This window comes from Saccharopolyspora sp. NPDC045941 (assembly GCF_056431445.1).
On record NZ_JBWKKU010000058.1, the window covers coordinates 34,775 to 49,259 of the forward strand.

Below are 14,485 nucleotides of genomic sequence, written 5' to 3' on the forward strand. Positions count from 1 at the left end.
AATCAGCGGGCGGCCGCGCGGACGGGTCCGCGGGCGGCGGCTTGGCGCTTGGCTTCTGCGCGCAGCATCCGGCGCAGCCGGACGAGGGCGATGTCGTGCTGGTAGAGGTTCTCCCGAGCCCAGGCGTCGTCGGGCATCGCCTCGGCCATGACGCGGTCCTGCTCCAGCACCTGCCAGTGCCGCGCCTCGATCCGGTTCTTGTACAGGAACCGCCAGCTGTCCCGCTGCCAGCCGCTGACCATGCGGCAGCGCCAGAAGAACCCGGCGTGCTGGCGTTCGTTGATCGCCGTCACGCAGGCGACGATGGTGAACGGCCCGCCCGGCCCGGCGGTGTCCGGGTACGGGATGTCCAGCGTGACCGACTGCAGCCCGCCGGTGTCGAGCCACTCCGACCAGTCGAAGTTGACGCCGCGCTGGTCGGTCTTCTCGAACACGAAACCGGTGTCGGTGTCCCGGATCTGGAACGCCGCCTCCCGCTTCCCGGTGTACATGGTGTGGCTGTTGCGGTGCAGGAACGCGCCGTGCATCGGGTCGAGCAGGTTGTCCAGCGAGAGCAGGTAGGAGGCGTCCCACTCGACGTAGCAGAGGAAGTTGTCCCACTCGCCGCCGGCGATCGGCGCGGGCACCTGCAGCGGAGTCGGCTCGGCAGCCTCGTCCGCGCCGAACCAGGCGAAGATCGCCCCGGCGTGCTCCTGCGCCGGGAAGGTGCGCAGCGCCCTGCGACCTTCAAGCGCGCAACCCGGGCTGCCCGGCACCGAAGCCACGACACCGTCGCCGTCGAGCTGCACACCGTGGTAGTTGCAGGCGATCCGGTCGCCCATGTGCACGCCCAGCGACAGCCGCGCGGCGCGGTGCGGGCACCGGTCCTCCTGCACGTGCACGACGCCGGAACTGTCGCGCCACAGCAGCAATTCCTCGCCCGCGCGCTCCAGCCGGGTCAGTTCGCCCGCCCGGACCTGGCTCGACGGGCACAGCGGGTACCAGCGGTCCCGCAGCCCGAGCAGCAGGAGATCTTCCTCGTTCCGCAGCCTGGTCATCGTCAGATCTCCTTCGCGCCGAGGCGGGCGAGCTCGGCGGTGAACGCCTGCTCGGTCCAGTCGGAGCCGTCGGCCGGGCGGACGCCGGTCTCGTTGAGCGCGGCCACGACGCCGGGCAGGTCGTGCACGCCCCGGCCGTAGATCGCCTCCAGCTCGTCGGCGAAGGCATTCGCATAGCTCGTGGTGGGCCCGAGCCGGGTCTGCACCGGCTCCAAGGTCAGCGACATGTCGGTTCTCCTCCAGTGTTTCCAACGGGACACCGGCACCCGGATCTTCGCGGGGTCGTTCCGGATTGCGGGGTACGGGCAAGCGCGAGACGTGGCCGCCTGGGATGCAGGACGTCGATTTCGCGCGAAATCAGCGCTTTTCGTGGGGGCAGGGTGGCGATTTCGCGCGAAATCGCCACTGGCGTCGGGCGCGGGGACGCCATTCCGGAACGCCCCCTAGTGCAGTGCCGCCCGGCCGAGGTCGGTCAGGGCCGCGGTCACGCGCCCACCGCTCGCGCCGGGCGGGGCCGCGCGCAGCAGGCCGGTCTGCACCAGCGCCCGGGCGCTGCACGGGTCGCAGCACGGCAGCCCGTCGACGTACAGGTCGGGTTCGCAGCTGCAGGTGATCTCGGCCCGGCCACGGGCGACGGCCCGCAGCATGGCCAGCTGCCGGTGGTTGAGCACCGCGATGACGGTCATGGTCCTACTCGTTCACAAGTCCAGTACCAGCTCGGCCGAACGGCAGCGGGACACGCAGATCATCATCGTTTCCCCGGCATCCCGCTCCGCCTGGCTGAGCACGAAGTCGCGGTGCTCCGGCTCGCCGCCGAGCACCTTGGTCTCGCAGGTGCCGCACACGCCTTCCTGGCAGGAGCTCGGCACCGGCACCCCGGCGTCGGACAGCGCGTCGAGCACCGAGACGTCCGGGCCGACGAACACCCGCGTGCCGGACGCCTCGCAGGCCACCTCGAAGCCTCCGTCCGAAGTGGACGTCGGCGCCTCCGGGGCCCGGAACCGCTCGACGCGCAGCACCGACGGGTCGGGCAACGCCGCTTCCACCGCGCCGATCAGCGGTTCGGGGCCGCAGCAGTACACCAGCGCGCCGGGCGGCAGGCCGGCGAGTTCGGCACCGAGGTCCGGCGGCCCGCCGTGCTCGTCGTCGGCGTGGACGCGGACCCGGTCACCACCGATCTCCTGCAGCTGCGGCAGGAAGGCCATGCTCTCGCGGGACCGTCCGCAGTAGAGCATCCGCCAGTCGGCGCCGCGGTCGGCGAGTTCGCCGGCCATGGCCCGCATCGGAGTCACGCCGATGCCGCCCGCGATGAGGAGGTGGCGCTCGGCGGGTTCCAGCGGGAAATTGTTGCGCGGCCCGTCGACCGTCAGCAGGGTGCCCGCGGTCAGCCGCTCGTGCACCCAGCTGCTGCCGCCGCGCGAGTCCGGCTCGCGCAGCACCGCGACCGTCCAGCTGCGCCGGTCGGCCGGGTCGCCGCACAGCGAGTACTCCCGCGTCATCCCGTTGGCCAACCGCAGTGCGAGGTGCGCCCCCGGTTCCCACGCCGGGAGGTCGGCCCCGGCCGGATCGCGGAATTCCACCTGCACCACACCGGATGCCAGCCACGTCGTGCTGTGCACCCGAACCTCGTGCGCCATGCTCCTCACCCCGGGCCTTCCTCGACTGACGTCTGTTCTCAATGCGGCGCGGGGCCGCTCGCGGTGTGGACCCGGTTCAGTCGCGGGTGACGCCGTACACCGGCGAGGTGGCCGGGTAAGTCGGCAGCTGCGGCTTCTGGGCGCCGATGACGACGCAGAACAGCGCGTCGGTGTCGCCGATGGCCTTCAGGCTGCGCGGCACCCCGGCGGGCACCCGGATCAGGTCGCGGTAGCCGAGCACGCGGGTCGCGGTCTTGGTGCCGTCCTCGACGTCGTGGACGCTGACCTCGAGCTGCCCCTCCAGCACGAAGAACACCTCCTCCACGTCGTGGTGGGTGTGCTCCGGGCCGATCGCGCCCAGCGGCAGGCGCATGTTGGAGAAGGTGAAGTGCTCCGACGGCAGCGTGCGGCCGTCGCCCTCATGGTTGCCGGTGGCGCCGGAACCGATGTAGCGGATCTGCGCGCGGCGGAACTCGTCGCCGGCCTTGGCCTGGAACGCGAGGGTGTCCCAGTCCTCGTGCCGGCTCTCCCGCGAGGCGATGCAGGCGTCGATCAGGTCTTCCAGGCCGGTGTTGGTCTTGGCGTCTGCAGCGGTCATCGGGCGACCTCCAGAATCTCTTAGCAGTAAGCGAGCGAGTGGTGAGCAGTATGAGCACGAGGCTGTGACCGCCGCAACCCCCGGTGCGAAACTTCTTTCCAGATCATCTCGTTTTCGCAGCTAGATGCCGGTCGATCGAACTCGCCCATGCCGCACCTTGTTGCCACATTCATCTTAGTTCTAAGCTAATCAGCCAACGTCGCTCAGACCTGGAGGTGCAGCATGACGAGTCCCGGGGTGCCGGACGAGATCCATGTCGCGGGCCGCTGGCGGCCCGGCCGCGGCAACCCGCTGGAGTGCGTCGACCCGGCCACCGGCGAGGTCATCGCGAAGATCACCGGCGCCGCACCGGAGGACGTCGACGAAGCCGCCCGCGCCGGGGCCGTCGCCGCGGCGGACCCGGCCTGGCGGGACCTGCTCCCGCACGAGCGCGCCCGGCTGCTCGCCCGGGTCGGCGACCTGATCGAGCAGCACGCCGGCGAACTCGCCCTCCTGCAGACCCGCAACACCGGCAAGGCGCTGGCCGAGACGCGCGCGCTGGTGGGCAGCGCTGCAGGAACTTTCCGGTTCTACGCCGCCGCTTTGGAGACCACCGAGACCCCGCTGACCCCGCAGCGCGGCCCCTACCTGACGATGAGCGTGCCGGAGCCGATCGGCGTGGTCGGCGCGATCACGCCGTGGAACTCCCCCATCGCGAGCGATGCGCAGAAGGTCGCGCCGGCGCTGGCCGCGGGCAACGCCGTGCTGCTCAAGCCCGCCGAAGCCACCCCGCTGGTGTCGCTGGCGCTCGCCCGGCTGGTGGTCGAGGCCGGGGTGCCCCCGGCGCTGCTCTCGGTGCTGCCCGGCAAGGGATCGGTGGTCGGCGACGCGATCGTCCGGCACCCTGCGGTGGGCAAGGTCTCCTTCACCGGCGGCACCGACACCGGCCGCGCCATCGGCCAACTCGCCGCGGCCAAGTTCATGCCGCTGACCAGCGAACTCGGCGGCAAGTCGCCGACGATCGTGTTCGACGACGCCGACCTGGACCAGGCCGTGGCCGGGATCCTGTACGGGATCTTCTCCTCCAGCGGGCAGAGCTGCATCGCCGGATCCCGGATCTTCGTGCCGGAGCGGATCTACGCCGAGTTCGTCGAGCGCCTGGTCGCCGGGGCGCGGCGGCTGCGGGTCGGCCCCGGCACCGACCCGGCCAGCCAGGTCGGGCCGCTGGCCACCTTCGCGCACCGCGACCGGGTGGCCGCGCTGGTCGACCGCGCTCGCGAGGAAGGCGCCAACGTGCTCTGCGGCGGCGGGATCCCCGACGATCCGGAGCTGGCGCGCGGCGCGTACTACCTGCCGACGCTGCTGGACGGGCTGCCCAACGACGCCCGCACGTGCCAGGAGGAGATCTTCGGCCCGGTCGGCGTCGTGCTGCCCTTCCGCGACGAGGACGACCTGATCGCCCGGGCGAACGACACGATCTTCGGCCTGGCCTGCGGGATCTGGACCCGGGACTACCGGCGGGCCTGGCGGGTGGCCCGGCGCATCGACGCGGGCACCGTGTGGATCAACACCTACAAGCAGTTCAGCATCGCCACCCCGTTCAGCGGGATGAAGGCCAGCGGCGTGGGCACGGACAAGGGCCGCGACGCGATCCTCCGGTACACCCGGCAGAAGAGCCTCTACTGGGGCCTCGACGAAGCCCCGCTCCCCTGGGCCACCTGACCCACCGGAGGTCCGCAGTTTCAATTGAAACTGCGGAGACCTCGGGCTCCGGGGGGTCGGAGGTCACCAGGCGCGCCGCGGTGCTCTCCCCGGCTCTTGCCGGAAGATCACTCGCCGGCGCGCCTGGCCACCGCATGGTCGAGGGAGCCTTCGAGCCTGCTGAGCAGGTCCGCGAGGCGCTCCTGCTCCGTGGCGGACAGGCCGCTGAGCATCTCGCGCTCGTTGGCGAAGTGGGCCTCGCTGACCCTGTCGGTGAAGGCGAGGCCTTCCTCGGTCAGCTGCACGTGAACGGTGCGCCGGTCGTCGGCGTCGCGCTCCCGCCGCACCAGGCCGGCGGCTTCGAGCTTGTCGACGCGCTGGGTGATGCCGCCCGTGGTCACCAACGCGGCGTCGGCGAGCTCGCCCGCGGTGCGCCGGTACGGGCTGCCCGCCCGGCGCAGCGACGCGAGGATGCTGAACCCGGCCATGGTCAGGTCGAAGGACTGGAAGATCCGGTTCAGCTGGTCCTGGTAGCGGTGGTAGGCGCGGTGCAGGCGGCCGAAAACGGCCATGCCGGATGCGTCGACGTCCGGAACCTCGCGGCGCCACTCCGCCAGCATGAAGTCGACCGCGTCCGGCCGGGACCGGTTGCGTCGGACCACTTCGCCCACCACCCGAAACTCGAGAACAAGACGAACTAAGAATAACAGAGCTAAGAGAATTTCCCGCCCAGCGCCAACCAGAACCGCAGTTCGGCAGAACAGTGCCACCAGAGCCGAACCCCGCCGACGCGACGGTCCTGATCACCCCTGAACCCCCAGCCGCGATGCGCCCGTCCTCACCCCCTGCACCAGGGTTCCGCAATTTCAATGGAAATCGGACCTCTGATTTCCATTGAAATTGCGGAAGTTGTCCACAGGTACCCCGGGTTGTCCACATCCTCCGGCGTGTCGGGGCAGCCGTCCATCCTCTGAGGACCACCGAATTCGGGAGAAGCACCGGGACGGCAGGGTTGAGACCGCGACGCTCCCGCTCGCGCAGGCGAACGCCGAGGGCGAGATCGATTGGACCGTGCGAGTGGACGCGACGATCAGGCTTGGAAACCGCTGCGGCGTTCGGCCAGCCGGGCGCGCAGCGGCGCGTAGTCGTGATCGGGGAACAACGTCGGGAAGACCTCGAGCATGATCTCCGCGAACTGCCCGGAGACCTCGTGCTCACCGTCGTCGTCCAGCGAGACGTCGGTGAACAGGAACTGCCACCCGTAGGCGCCCTTCGTGATGCGCAACGCCTCGAGGTAGCCGGGGAAGTCGAGGTCCATCCGGTGGTAGCCCTTGGTCGTCGCGTCGAACCACAGCTCGGGGTTGGCCACGCCCGGCTGGATCCGCAGCATCGACAGGTGCCCGGCTCCGGCATGCGGGGTTCCGTCGAAGCAGCGGAACCCGGAGTACAGCTGCAGCTCCTCGGGCGTGGGGTCGTACAAGCGCTCCACCAGCGGACCCGACTGGACCGCCCGGTGGATGTTGTCCAGGTGGAACTCCCCTGCGATGAGGCAGTCGTCGTAGTCGGGGTTGGGATCGGGCACGTCCCACACCGCCGCAAGGCCGGAGAACCGCAGGTGGTAGGGCTTCAGCGACGGGTCCAGCACGATGCCGTCCCGGTCGGCGAGTTCACCGAACGCCCGGTCGGCGTCCGCGTCGGCCAGCTGCCCCTGATCGGCGCTTTCCAGCCTGATCCCCGGGCAACTGCGCAATTCTTCCAGCACACCGAGCCACGTCGTCTCGTACGCGGTCAGCTCGCTCGTCATCGGTTCCTCCGGCTTGGTGGCGTGTCACACCGGACTCCGGTTCCGGTGATCAACTGCTGCGACGTGGCGCAGGACCGGATGGTTCCACGCACGGCACTCCCCAACCGTCGACGACGTGCGCCCAGAGAAGTTCTTCGTCCTGGCCCACGGGGACAGAACGAAGACACCCCTCAGTCGAGGCAGAACTCGTTGCCCTCGATGTCCTGCATCACGATGCACGACTCGTTCTCGCCATCGGCAAGCAGCAGTCGCACGCGCACCGCGCCGAGCGGGACCAGTCGTGCGCATTCGGCCTCGAGCGCGGCGAGGCGCTCTTCGCCCACGAGCCCGGTGCCGGCCCGCACGCAGAGGTGCACCCGATTCTTGACGACCTTGCTTTCGGGAACCCGCTGGAAGTACAGTCGCGGGCCCTCACCTGAGGGATCCATGCAGACGAACGAGGAATCCCGGTCCCCGGGCGGCAGCGAGCGATTGAAATCGTCCCAAGTGGCGAACCCCTCCGGTGGCGGCGGCACGACGTACCCCAACACATCGCACCAGAAACGAGCGACGCGCTCGGGTTCTGCGCAGTCGAAGGTGACTTGGAACTTCTTGATCGACGCCATCGGTCCACCATAGTGGCGCGTGCTGTGCGCCGAGGCCCCGGATGCCATCGCCGAGCGGGTCGATGACACGCCCTAGGGCTGGTCGTCCATGAGGTCGAGGTCGCTCCACACCTTCTGGACGTCTCCGGACACGCGCGCGGAATCGTCGTCCGCCATCTCCGCGAGGATCGCCTGCACCGCCGCGACCATGGCGGTGAGCGACGGGCCCGCCTGGATGCCCTCGATCGGCGTGGCGATCAGGTGGTGCGCGTCGTCGGCCAGCTGCGAAGAACGCAGGTCGGTGAGGACGCAGACGGTCGCGCCGCGCGCCGTGGTGCAGGAAGCGGACAACCACAACCGCTACGTCACCATCCACGCCTACCACCCGCGCGGCATCAATCGCGGCCTGCGCGCGGGCGTGCGCTGCGTGGAGCACGGAAACCTGCTCGACGACGAAACCATCGAACTGCTCCTGGCCAAGGACGCCTTCCTCGTCCCCACGCTCGTCACCTACGAACAACTCGCGCTGATGGGCAGGCAGGCCGGCATGAGCGAGGCCGCGTACCGCAAGATCTCCGACGTGCGGCACGCGGGACTCAACGCGCTGGAGAAGGCGCACCGAGCAGGGGTGAACATCGTCTACGGTTCGGACCTCCTCGGCCCGATGCACGCCCACCAGCTCGACGAGTTCACACTGCGCGCGGAGGTCCAGCCCAACGCAGACCTGATCCGGTCGGCGACGACGACGGCACGCCTGCTGGGCATGACCAGCCAGATCGGCACGCTCGCGGAGGGAGCCCACGCCGGCCTGCTCGTGGTCGGAGGAAACCCGCTGGAGGACATAGCAGTCCTGACCAACCCCACCAAGAACCTCAAGCACATCATCAAGGCAGCCAAGACGATCTGACCCGACCACCCCGAGCAACCGGCGCTGTCCGATTGCTCGGGGCGCGGGGACTGCCGCTACGGCAGCGTCCAGGTGTGGCAGGTCGTCGAGCACTGGGGCCGGGCAGTGCGGAGGGGCGGCGGGTCCCGGCGGACCCACCACCCCTCCTTTTGTCCACTAGGGACAGTTCGGCTACGACGCGATCAGGCCGTGGCCGGTTCCCGGATCGTGCGCAGCTCCTCGTCGAGCAGGACCCACCGGGTGATGCCGATCGATTCGAGGAACGGCACGTCGTGGCTCGCCACGATCAGCGCCCCTTCGTACGACCTCAACGCCGCGACCAGCTGACGTGCGCTGGCCATGTCGAGGTTGTTCGTCGGTTCGTCCAGCATGAGCAGCTGTGGCGCCGGTTCCGCGAGCATGAGCGCGGCTAGGGCCGCGCGGAATCGCTCGCCGCCGGACAGCGTCGCCGCCCGCTGGTCGGCCCGCGCCCCCTTGAAGAGGAAGCGGGCCAGGCGGGCCCGGATCTCGTTGTTGGTCGAACCCGGCGCGAATCGCGCCACGTTCTCGGCGACACTCAGCTCCTCCTGCAGGACGTCGAGCCGCTGGGGCAGGAAGCGCAGCGGTACGTGCGCGGTGGCCTCCCCCTCCATCGGATCCAGATTCCCGGCGATGGTGCGCAGCAGCGTCGTCTTGCCCGAGCCGTTCCGGCCCAACAGCGCGACCCGTTCGGGCCCGCGCAGTTCGAACTCGCCCCGCACCCGCGCCCCGTAGCGCAGGCGCAGGTCGCGCAGGGTCAGGACGGTTCGGCCGAGCGGCACCGCCGTGTGCGGCAGATCGACCCGGATCTCGTCGTCGTCGCGCACCGCCTCCACCGCCTCGTCGAGCCGCTCCTTCGCCTCGGCGAGCTTCTCCTCGTGCATGATGCGGTGCTTGCCTGCGGAGACCTGGGCCTGCCGCTTGCGCTCGCTCATCACGACCTTCGGCTCGCGCTTGGTGTCCCACATCTTCTGGCCGTACCGCTTCCGGCGGGCCAGCTTGATGTGCGCGTCCGCGAGTTCGCGCTTCTGCCGCCGCAGATCGGTCTCGGCGACGCGGACCATCCGCTGCGCCGCCTCCTGCTCGACGGCGAGCGCCTCCTCGTAGGCGGCGAGGTTGCCGCCGTGCCAATCGATCTCGCCGTCCCGGAGGTCGGCGATCTGGTCCACCCGCTGCAGCAGTTCGCGGTCGTGGCTGACCACGACCAGCACTCCCGACCAGTTCTCGACCGCCTCGTACAGCCGTCGCCTGGCATGCAGGTCGAGGTTGTTGGTCGGCTCGTCGAGCAGCAGGACGTCCGGCCGCGTCAGCAGCAGCGCGGCCAGCCGCAGCAGCACCGACTCGCCGCCGGAGACCTCGCCGATGGTGCGGTCGAGACCGATGTGGCCCAGCCCGAGACCGGCGAGCATGGCCGCGGCGCGCTCCTCGACGTCCCAGTCGTCGCCGATCGTGGCGAAGTGCTCCTCGCGCACGTCACCGGCGTCGATGGCGTTGAGCGCGGCGCGGATCCCGGCTATGCCGAGGGCCTCGTCGACGCGCATCCTGGTGTCCAGCGCGACGTTCTGCGGCAGGTAGCCGACATCGCCGGACACGCGGACCGCGCCGGCGGTCGGCGCGAGCTCACCCGCCACCAGCTTCAGCAGGGTGGACTTGCCCGACCCGTTGAGCCCGATGAGGCCGGTGCGGCCGGGTCCGAACGCCGCCTGCAGCCCGTCGAAGACCCGGCTGCCGTCCGGCCAGGAGTAGCCGAGCTCGGTGCAGGTGATGGCGGCGATGCCGGGCAGGTGCGTGGAAGTAGACATGAGGGCCTCGCAGTTGCTCGAAGTAGCGGTGTGGTTGCAACGCGTTCGAGACGCCGCGAGCGACAGCAGGCGAAGCGGGAAACGCCGACTCACGGCCCGTTGTCGGGACGGAGGCGGAGGAACGGCTCACATCGCAGAGGTCGCGACCGGGTCGGCGCTTCGTGAACGAGCGCGACGCGCGGCGTCTCAGGACCTCAGATGAGCAACGTTCCTCTCCAATCGACGGCAGCAGAAGCTCGGCTACTTTAAGGACACCTCGGGAAGAAAGTCAAGGAGAAAACGAACCTTCTTCCATCGGCACGAGCAGCGAGGCCCGGCTCGCGATCGACAGGATCGAACCCACGGGGAGGACCCGCCAGGACGACAGGCCCTCCCCGCGGCGCCTCGATAGGTGTCCGGCACCGCTGTCGTGTCCTGCTTCCTCGTCGACAGCGCCCCTTCCGGGCGGGCCCACCGTCCAGAAGGGACATTTTCATCGGGCAGCCCCGAGGTTCGCCGGAGACGGGACTCAGGCGTTTTCGGCCGGTTTGCCGGTGGCCCGGCCGCGGTCGAGCCGGTCCCCGAAGTGCTCGAGCAGGCGGCGGAGCTCGCCGGTGAGGTGTTGGTAGTCGGCGGGTTCGTAGTCCGGGAGCAGCCGTGCCTCGTTGGCCAGGTGGAGCCGGAAGACGCGGTCGACGACCTCGATTCCGTGTGCGGTCAGGCGAACGCGCACCGAGCGGCGGTCGTCGGGGTCCCGGACCCGTTCGACGAGGTCTTTCGCTTCCATGCGGTCAATGCGGTTGGTGACCGTGCTCGAGGTGATCATCGCCGCTTCGAGCAGCGCTCCGGGGGTCAGCTCGTAGGGCGGACCGGACCGGCGCAGGGTGGTGAGGACGTCGAACTCCCACACCTCGAGACCGTGCTCGGCGTAGAAGTCCTTCAAAGCGCGGTCGAGGATGCGGGCGAGTCGTTGCACTCGCCCCACGATCGCCACGGGCCACAGGTCCTCTGCCAGCTCCGGCGCTTCGTCGCGCCAGAGATCCATGATCATGTCGACGGTGTCGGCCACATCCACTCCTTGGTAACTCGATGTCGAGAGACTTGACATCGAGATTGTCCTCCTGGTTTTATCTCGACGTCGAGATTACCCGATCGAGGAGGCAGTGACATGGTCGCCGTCGCAGACCTGGCGCCGGGGGCGCGCATCCGCGAAGCGACGCCGCTGCGCGACGCGCTGCTCACCGCGATTGCGCCTGTGAGCTTCGGAACCGTCTACGCCGCAACCACTCTGCTGCTGCCGCCGGATCGGCCATTGCTGGCCGCCGCCGCCCGTGCACTGCCCGCGGGCCTGCTCATCCTGGCCTTTACCCGGACGCTGCCGCAGGGGGCGTGGTGGTGGAAGACGACCGCGCTCGGGATGCTCAACGTCGGCGCGTTCTTCCCGCTGCTGTTCGTGGCTGTCTACCGGCTGCCCGGCGGGCTCGCCGCCACCTTCGGAGCGCTGCAGCCGCTCATCGTCGCGGCGCTGGCGGTGCCGCTGCTGAAGATCCGCACTCCGCGCGCAGTGCTGCTCGCGTGCGTCGCGGTCGCGGCCGGTGTCGCACTGATGACCACTGCGGCTGCGACCATGCCGGACCCGGTCGGCATTGCCGCCATGCTCGCGGCGACCTCGCTGATGGGCTTGGCGATCGTGCTCGGCAAGAAGTGGGGTTCACCGGTTCCGGCGCTGACCATGACCGGCTGGCAACTCACCATCGGCGGGCTGGCGCTCACGCCGTTGACGCTCGCGGCCGAAGGGCTGCCGGCGACGTTCACCGCCGCGAACCTGCTCGGCTTCGCCTACGTCGGGCTCATCGGAACCGCGCTCGCCTACACGCTGTGGCTCCGCGGCGTGCAACGCCTCGCGCCCACCTCGACATCGCTGCTGTCGACCGCGAACCCGCTCGTCGCCACGCTGGCCGGATTCGTCTTCCTCGGCCAGACCCTCACTCCCGGCCAGATCACCGGATTCACCATCGCCCTCGTCGCGCTCGTCGTGGGCCAATCGATGAACAGGAGCTCAAAATGACCGCACCGGCAAAGGAATACCGCGTTCTCGCCCTCTCCGGGAGCCTGCGCGCCGACTCCTACAACACCGCGCTGCTGCGCGCGGCCGACAAGTTCAACCCCGGTCCGATGTCCATTCAGATCTACGGCCTCGGCGATCTGCCGCTGTACGACCAGGACCTGGAACGAGGCCCGCTGCCGGCCGCGGTGCACGACCTGCACCAGTACGTCTCGCAGGCCGACGGGCTGCTGATCGCGACCCCGGAGCACAACGCGTCGATCCCTGCCGCGCTGAAGAACGCGATCGACTGGATGAGCCGCATGCCCGACGGGGCGGGCATGGCCGGCAAGCCGGTCGCCGTGGTCGGCGCCTCGCCTGGTGCACTGGGAACCGTGCGCGCCCAGCTGGCCCTGCGCCAGATTCTCGGGAGCGTCGGCGCCGATGTGCTCGCCAAACCGGAGGTTCTCGTCTTCCGCGCCCACGAGCGGTTCGACGGAAACGGGATCCTGACCGACGAATTCACCCGGAACCTCCTGGTCGACCTCCTGGCAGAACTGGCCGGGCGAATCGGGCGAAGCGATTTGACCTGAAGTCAAGTCGAGGTCATAGCGTCCCGATCGATCCCGGCCGGGACGCCACCTCGCTCGCGCGCACGTCACGACACCGGTTCAAGCTACGAGTTAGGGAAAAACCATGCCGTCGAACGCCCCCGAGGGCCCTGTCCGGAAGGCCGGGCCCCGGGAGTGGCTGGGGCTCGCCGTGCTCGCCCTGCCCACCCTGCTGATCTCCCTCGACCAGAGCGTGCTGTACCTGGCACTTCCCCACCTCGCCGAAGAGCTGCAGCCCACCGGCACGCAGACGCTGTGGATCATGGACATCTACGGCTTCCTGATAGCCGGCTTCCTCATCACCATGGGCACCCTTGGCGACCGGATCGGCCGTCGCAAGCTACTGATGATCGGCGCCGTCGCCGTCGGCATCACCTCGGTGGCCGCCGCCTTCTCCACCAGCGCGGAGGCCCTGATCATCACCCGCGCCCTGCTCGGCATCGCCGCCGCGACGCTGATGCCGTCCACCCTCGCCCTCATAAGCAACATGTTCCACGACCCGCACCAGCGCGGTCGCGCCATCGCGGTGTGGGCCGGCTGCTTCATGGGAGGCACGGCGCTCGGCCCGGTCATCGGCGGCGCACTGCTGGAGTTCTTCTGGTGGGGCTCGGTGTTCCTGCTCGGCGTGCCCGTCATGGTGGTGCTGCTGATCGCCGCCCCGCTCGTGCTGCCGGAGTACAAGGACCCCGATGCAGGCCGGATCGACCTGCTGAGCGTGCTGCTGTCGCTGGTGTCGATCCTGTCGATCATCTACGGGCTGAAGGAGCTCGCGCGCTACGGCTTCGCGGCGGTGCCGGTCGCCGCGATCGTCGTCGGCCTGGCAATCGGCGCGGCTTTCGTGTCGCGGCAGGGCAAGCTCGCCCACCCGCTGCTCGACCTGAAGCTCTTCAGGGTCGGCGCGTTCACCGCCGCGCTGCTGATCCTGATGGTCTCGATGCTCGGCACCGGAGGCGGCTACCTCTTCATCACCGGGTTCCTCCAGATGGTCGAGGGCCTCTCGCCGATGGCGGCGGGTCTGTGGATGCTGCCCGCGGCCATCGCCTCGATCATCGCCGCGCAGGTGGCGCCGATCTTCGCCAAGCACTTCCAGCTCGGCACCGTGATCGGGGTGGCCCTGCTCATCGGCACGGCCGGCTACCTGATGCTCGTCTTCGTCGACCCGGTCGGCGGGATGCCGTTGCTGATGACCGGATTCGTGATCATCTTCATCGGCGTCGGCACCTTCGGCTCGCTCGGCACCAATCTGGTCGTCGGGTCCGTCCCGCCCGAGCGGGGCGGCTCCGCAGCGGGCCTCTCCTCCATCAGCGGCGACCTGGGCAACGCGCTCGGCGTCGCCACGCTCGGCAGCCTCGGCGCCGCCGTCTACCGCGAATCGATCGCGCCTCCCACCGGAATCCCGGCCGGCACCGCCAGGGCAAGCATGGAGGGCGCCATCACCGCCGCCCGGGAGCTGCCCGCCAAGGCCGCCGAGGACTTGATGACCGCCGCCAAGGAGGCGTACACCAGCGGGCTCAACACGATCGGCCTCGCCTGCGCCGCCCTCACCGCCATCAGCGCGATCATCGCGATCACCATGCTGCGCAACCGCCGCAGACCCGCCCCGCCCGGCAACGATGCATCACAGGAAAGGGCAGCCAAGGACTCCCTTCCGACCGCCTGATAGGCGACGATGAAGGACGCCAGCGCCCTGGCCTGGTGTCGGTCGGCCGAGAAGCCGCCCGCTGCGGGAGCGAGGCGATAAGGATCGCGGCGATTCATCAGTGGCTGTGAACCCTCAGCCTGCC

Annotated in this window: 16 protein-coding genes; 5 read left to right on the top strand and 11 right to left on the bottom strand. The window is 69.7% G+C overall.

Annotated features, from left to right (window positions below):
• Nucleotides 1–2: 2 nt before the first annotated feature.
• The 5 genes from AC07FN_RS34535 to AC07FN_RS34555 all read right to left on the bottom strand — a co-directional run bounded on the left by AC07FN_RS34535 (nt 3) and on the right by AC07FN_RS34555 (nt 3,272).
• The gene (locus tag AC07FN_RS34535; protein WP_478399408.1) at nt 3–1,037 is read right to left on the bottom strand and encodes a Rieske 2Fe-2S domain-containing protein; all 1,035 of its coding nucleotides are present in this window, start codon (nt 1,035–1,037) and stop codon (nt 3–5) included.
• Nucleotides 1,038–1,039: 2 nt separating this feature from the next.
• A complete protein-coding gene (locus AC07FN_RS34540) occupies nt 1,040–1,264 on the bottom strand; it encodes a recombinase-like helix-turn-helix domain-containing protein (protein ID WP_363902812.1) in 225 nt (74 codons plus the stop codon).
• 216 nt (nt 1,265–1,480) lie between these two features.
• On the bottom strand, nt 1,481–1,723 hold the full coding sequence (locus AC07FN_RS34545) for a hypothetical protein (RefSeq protein ID WP_478399409.1): 243 nt from the start codon (nt 1,721–1,723) through the stop codon (nt 1,481–1,483).
• A 12-nt stretch (nt 1,724–1,735) separates the two neighbouring features.
• A complete protein-coding gene (locus AC07FN_RS34550; RefSeq protein ID WP_478399410.1) occupies nt 1,736–2,674 on the bottom strand; it encodes a PDR/VanB family oxidoreductase in 939 nt (312 codons plus the stop codon).
• Between the two features lie 76 nt (nt 2,675–2,750).
• Nucleotides 2,751–3,272: a cupin domain-containing protein gene (locus tag AC07FN_RS34555; RefSeq protein WP_478399411.1), complete on the bottom strand. Its 522-nt coding sequence runs from the start codon at nt 3,270–3,272 to the stop codon at nt 2,751–2,753.
• Nucleotides 3,273–3,494: 222 nt separating this feature from the next.
• Here AC07FN_RS34555 and AC07FN_RS34560 point away from each other — a divergent pair, with 222 nt between their 5' ends.
• Nucleotides 3,495–4,973 carry an aldehyde dehydrogenase gene (locus tag AC07FN_RS34560; protein ID WP_478399412.1) on the top strand — a complete coding sequence of 493 codons (1,479 nt, stop codon included), beginning with the start codon at nt 3,495–3,497 and terminating at the stop codon, nt 4,971–4,973.
• 107 nt (nt 4,974–5,080) lie between these two features.
• Here the strand turns inward: AC07FN_RS34560 and AC07FN_RS34565 are convergent, their stop codons facing one another.
• The 4 genes from AC07FN_RS34565 to AC07FN_RS34580 form a co-directional block, all read right to left on the bottom strand.
• Complete coding sequence (locus AC07FN_RS34565) at nt 5,081–5,614, bottom strand: MarR family winged helix-turn-helix transcriptional regulator (protein WP_235883588.1); 534 nt, start codon at nt 5,612–5,614, stop codon at nt 5,081–5,083.
• Between the two features lie 428 nt (nt 5,615–6,042).
• Nucleotides 6,043–6,756, bottom strand: a complete 714-nt coding sequence (locus tag AC07FN_RS34570; protein ID WP_478399413.1) for a hypothetical protein — start codon at nt 6,754–6,756, stop codon at nt 6,043–6,045.
• 170 nt (nt 6,757–6,926) lie between these two features.
• Nucleotides 6,927–7,361 carry a VOC family protein gene (locus AC07FN_RS34575; protein ID WP_478399414.1) on the bottom strand — a complete coding sequence of 145 codons (435 nt, stop codon included), beginning with the start codon at nt 7,359–7,361 and terminating at the stop codon, nt 6,927–6,929.
• A gap of 72 nt (nt 7,362–7,433) precedes the next feature.
• Nucleotides 7,434–7,691 (bottom strand): hypothetical protein, encoded by a 258-nt coding sequence (locus AC07FN_RS34580; protein WP_478399415.1) that lies wholly within the window; start codon nt 7,689–7,691, stop codon nt 7,434–7,436.
• Between AC07FN_RS34580 and AC07FN_RS34585 the strand changes: the two genes are divergently transcribed.
• A complete protein-coding gene (locus AC07FN_RS34585; RefSeq protein WP_478399416.1) occupies nt 7,672–8,247 on the top strand; it encodes an amidohydrolase family protein in 576 nt (191 codons plus the stop codon). The genes AC07FN_RS34580 and AC07FN_RS34585 overlap by 20 nt on opposite strands.
• 182 nt (nt 8,248–8,429) lie before the next feature.
• Here the strand turns inward: AC07FN_RS34585 and AC07FN_RS34590 are convergent, their stop codons facing one another.
• Together AC07FN_RS34590 and AC07FN_RS34595 are read right to left on the bottom strand one after the other, a co-directional pair.
• Nucleotides 8,430–10,067, bottom strand: a complete 1,638-nt coding sequence (locus AC07FN_RS34590; RefSeq protein WP_478399417.1) for an ABC-F family ATP-binding cassette domain-containing protein — start codon at nt 10,065–10,067, stop codon at nt 8,430–8,432.
• 508 nt (nt 10,068–10,575) lie between these two features.
• The gene (locus tag AC07FN_RS34595; RefSeq protein WP_478399418.1) at nt 10,576–11,115 is read right to left on the bottom strand and encodes a MarR family winged helix-turn-helix transcriptional regulator; all 540 of its coding nucleotides are present in this window, start codon (nt 11,113–11,115) and stop codon (nt 10,576–10,578) included.
• 99 nt (nt 11,116–11,214) lie between these two features.
• Between AC07FN_RS34595 and AC07FN_RS34600 the strand changes: the two genes are divergently transcribed.
• From AC07FN_RS34600 to AC07FN_RS34610, 3 genes are all read left to right on the top strand, one after another.
• Nucleotides 11,215–12,114, top strand: coding sequence for an EamA family transporter (locus AC07FN_RS34600; protein ID WP_478399419.1), 900 nt, complete (start codon nt 11,215–11,217; stop codon nt 12,112–12,114).
• Complete coding sequence (locus AC07FN_RS34605) at nt 12,111–12,683, top strand: NADPH-dependent FMN reductase (RefSeq protein ID WP_478399420.1); 573 nt, start codon at nt 12,111–12,113, stop codon at nt 12,681–12,683. The genes AC07FN_RS34600 and AC07FN_RS34605 overlap by 4 nt, the downstream gene beginning before the upstream one ends.
• A gap of 103 nt (nt 12,684–12,786) precedes the next feature.
• Complete coding sequence (locus tag AC07FN_RS34610) at nt 12,787–14,361, top strand: MFS transporter (RefSeq protein ID WP_478399421.1); 1,575 nt, start codon at nt 12,787–12,789, stop codon at nt 14,359–14,361.
• Nucleotides 14,362–14,485: the final 124 nt, after the last annotated feature.

What these genes read in the sequence shown, in the direction of transcription:
- AC07FN_RS34550 (WP_478399410.1), bottom strand. Translation starts at nt 2,674, where the DNA reads ATGGCGCACGAGGTTCGGGTGCACAGCACGACGTGGCTGGCATCCGGT.
- AC07FN_RS34600 (WP_478399419.1), top strand. Translation starts at nt 11,215, where the DNA reads ATGGTCGCCGTCGCAGACCTGGCGCCGGGGGCGCGCATCCGCGAAGCG.
- AC07FN_RS34545 (WP_478399409.1), bottom strand. Translation starts at nt 1,723, where the DNA reads ATGACCGTCATCGCGGTGCTCAACCACCGGCAGCTGGCCATGCTGCGG.
- AC07FN_RS34555 (WP_478399411.1), bottom strand. Translation starts at nt 3,272, where the DNA reads ATGACCGCTGCAGACGCCAAGACCAACACCGGCCTGGAAGACCTGATC.
- AC07FN_RS34560 (WP_478399412.1), top strand. Translation starts at nt 3,495, where the DNA reads ATGACGAGTCCCGGGGTGCCGGACGAGATCCATGTCGCGGGCCGCTGG.
- AC07FN_RS34610 (WP_478399421.1), top strand. Translation starts at nt 12,787, where the DNA reads ATGCCGTCGAACGCCCCCGAGGGCCCTGTCCGGAAGGCCGGGCCCCGG.
- AC07FN_RS34590 (WP_478399417.1), bottom strand. Translation starts at nt 10,067, where the DNA reads ATGTCTACTTCCACGCACCTGCCCGGCATCGCCGCCATCACCTGCACC.
- AC07FN_RS34535 (WP_478399408.1), bottom strand. Translation starts at nt 1,037, where the DNA reads ATGACCAGGCTGCGGAACGAGGAAGATCTCCTGCTGCTCGGGCTGCGG.
- AC07FN_RS34570 (WP_478399413.1), bottom strand. Translation starts at nt 6,756, where the DNA reads ATGACGAGCGAGCTGACCGCGTACGAGACGACGTGGCTCGGTGTGCTG.
- AC07FN_RS34575 (WP_478399414.1), bottom strand. Translation starts at nt 7,361, where the DNA reads ATGGCGTCGATCAAGAAGTTCCAAGTCACCTTCGACTGCGCAGAACCC.
- AC07FN_RS34605 (WP_478399420.1), top strand. Translation starts at nt 12,111, where the DNA reads ATGACCGCACCGGCAAAGGAATACCGCGTTCTCGCCCTCTCCGGGAGC.
- AC07FN_RS34540 (WP_363902812.1), bottom strand. Translation starts at nt 1,264, where the DNA reads ATGTCGCTGACCTTGGAGCCGGTGCAGACCCGGCTCGGGCCCACCACG.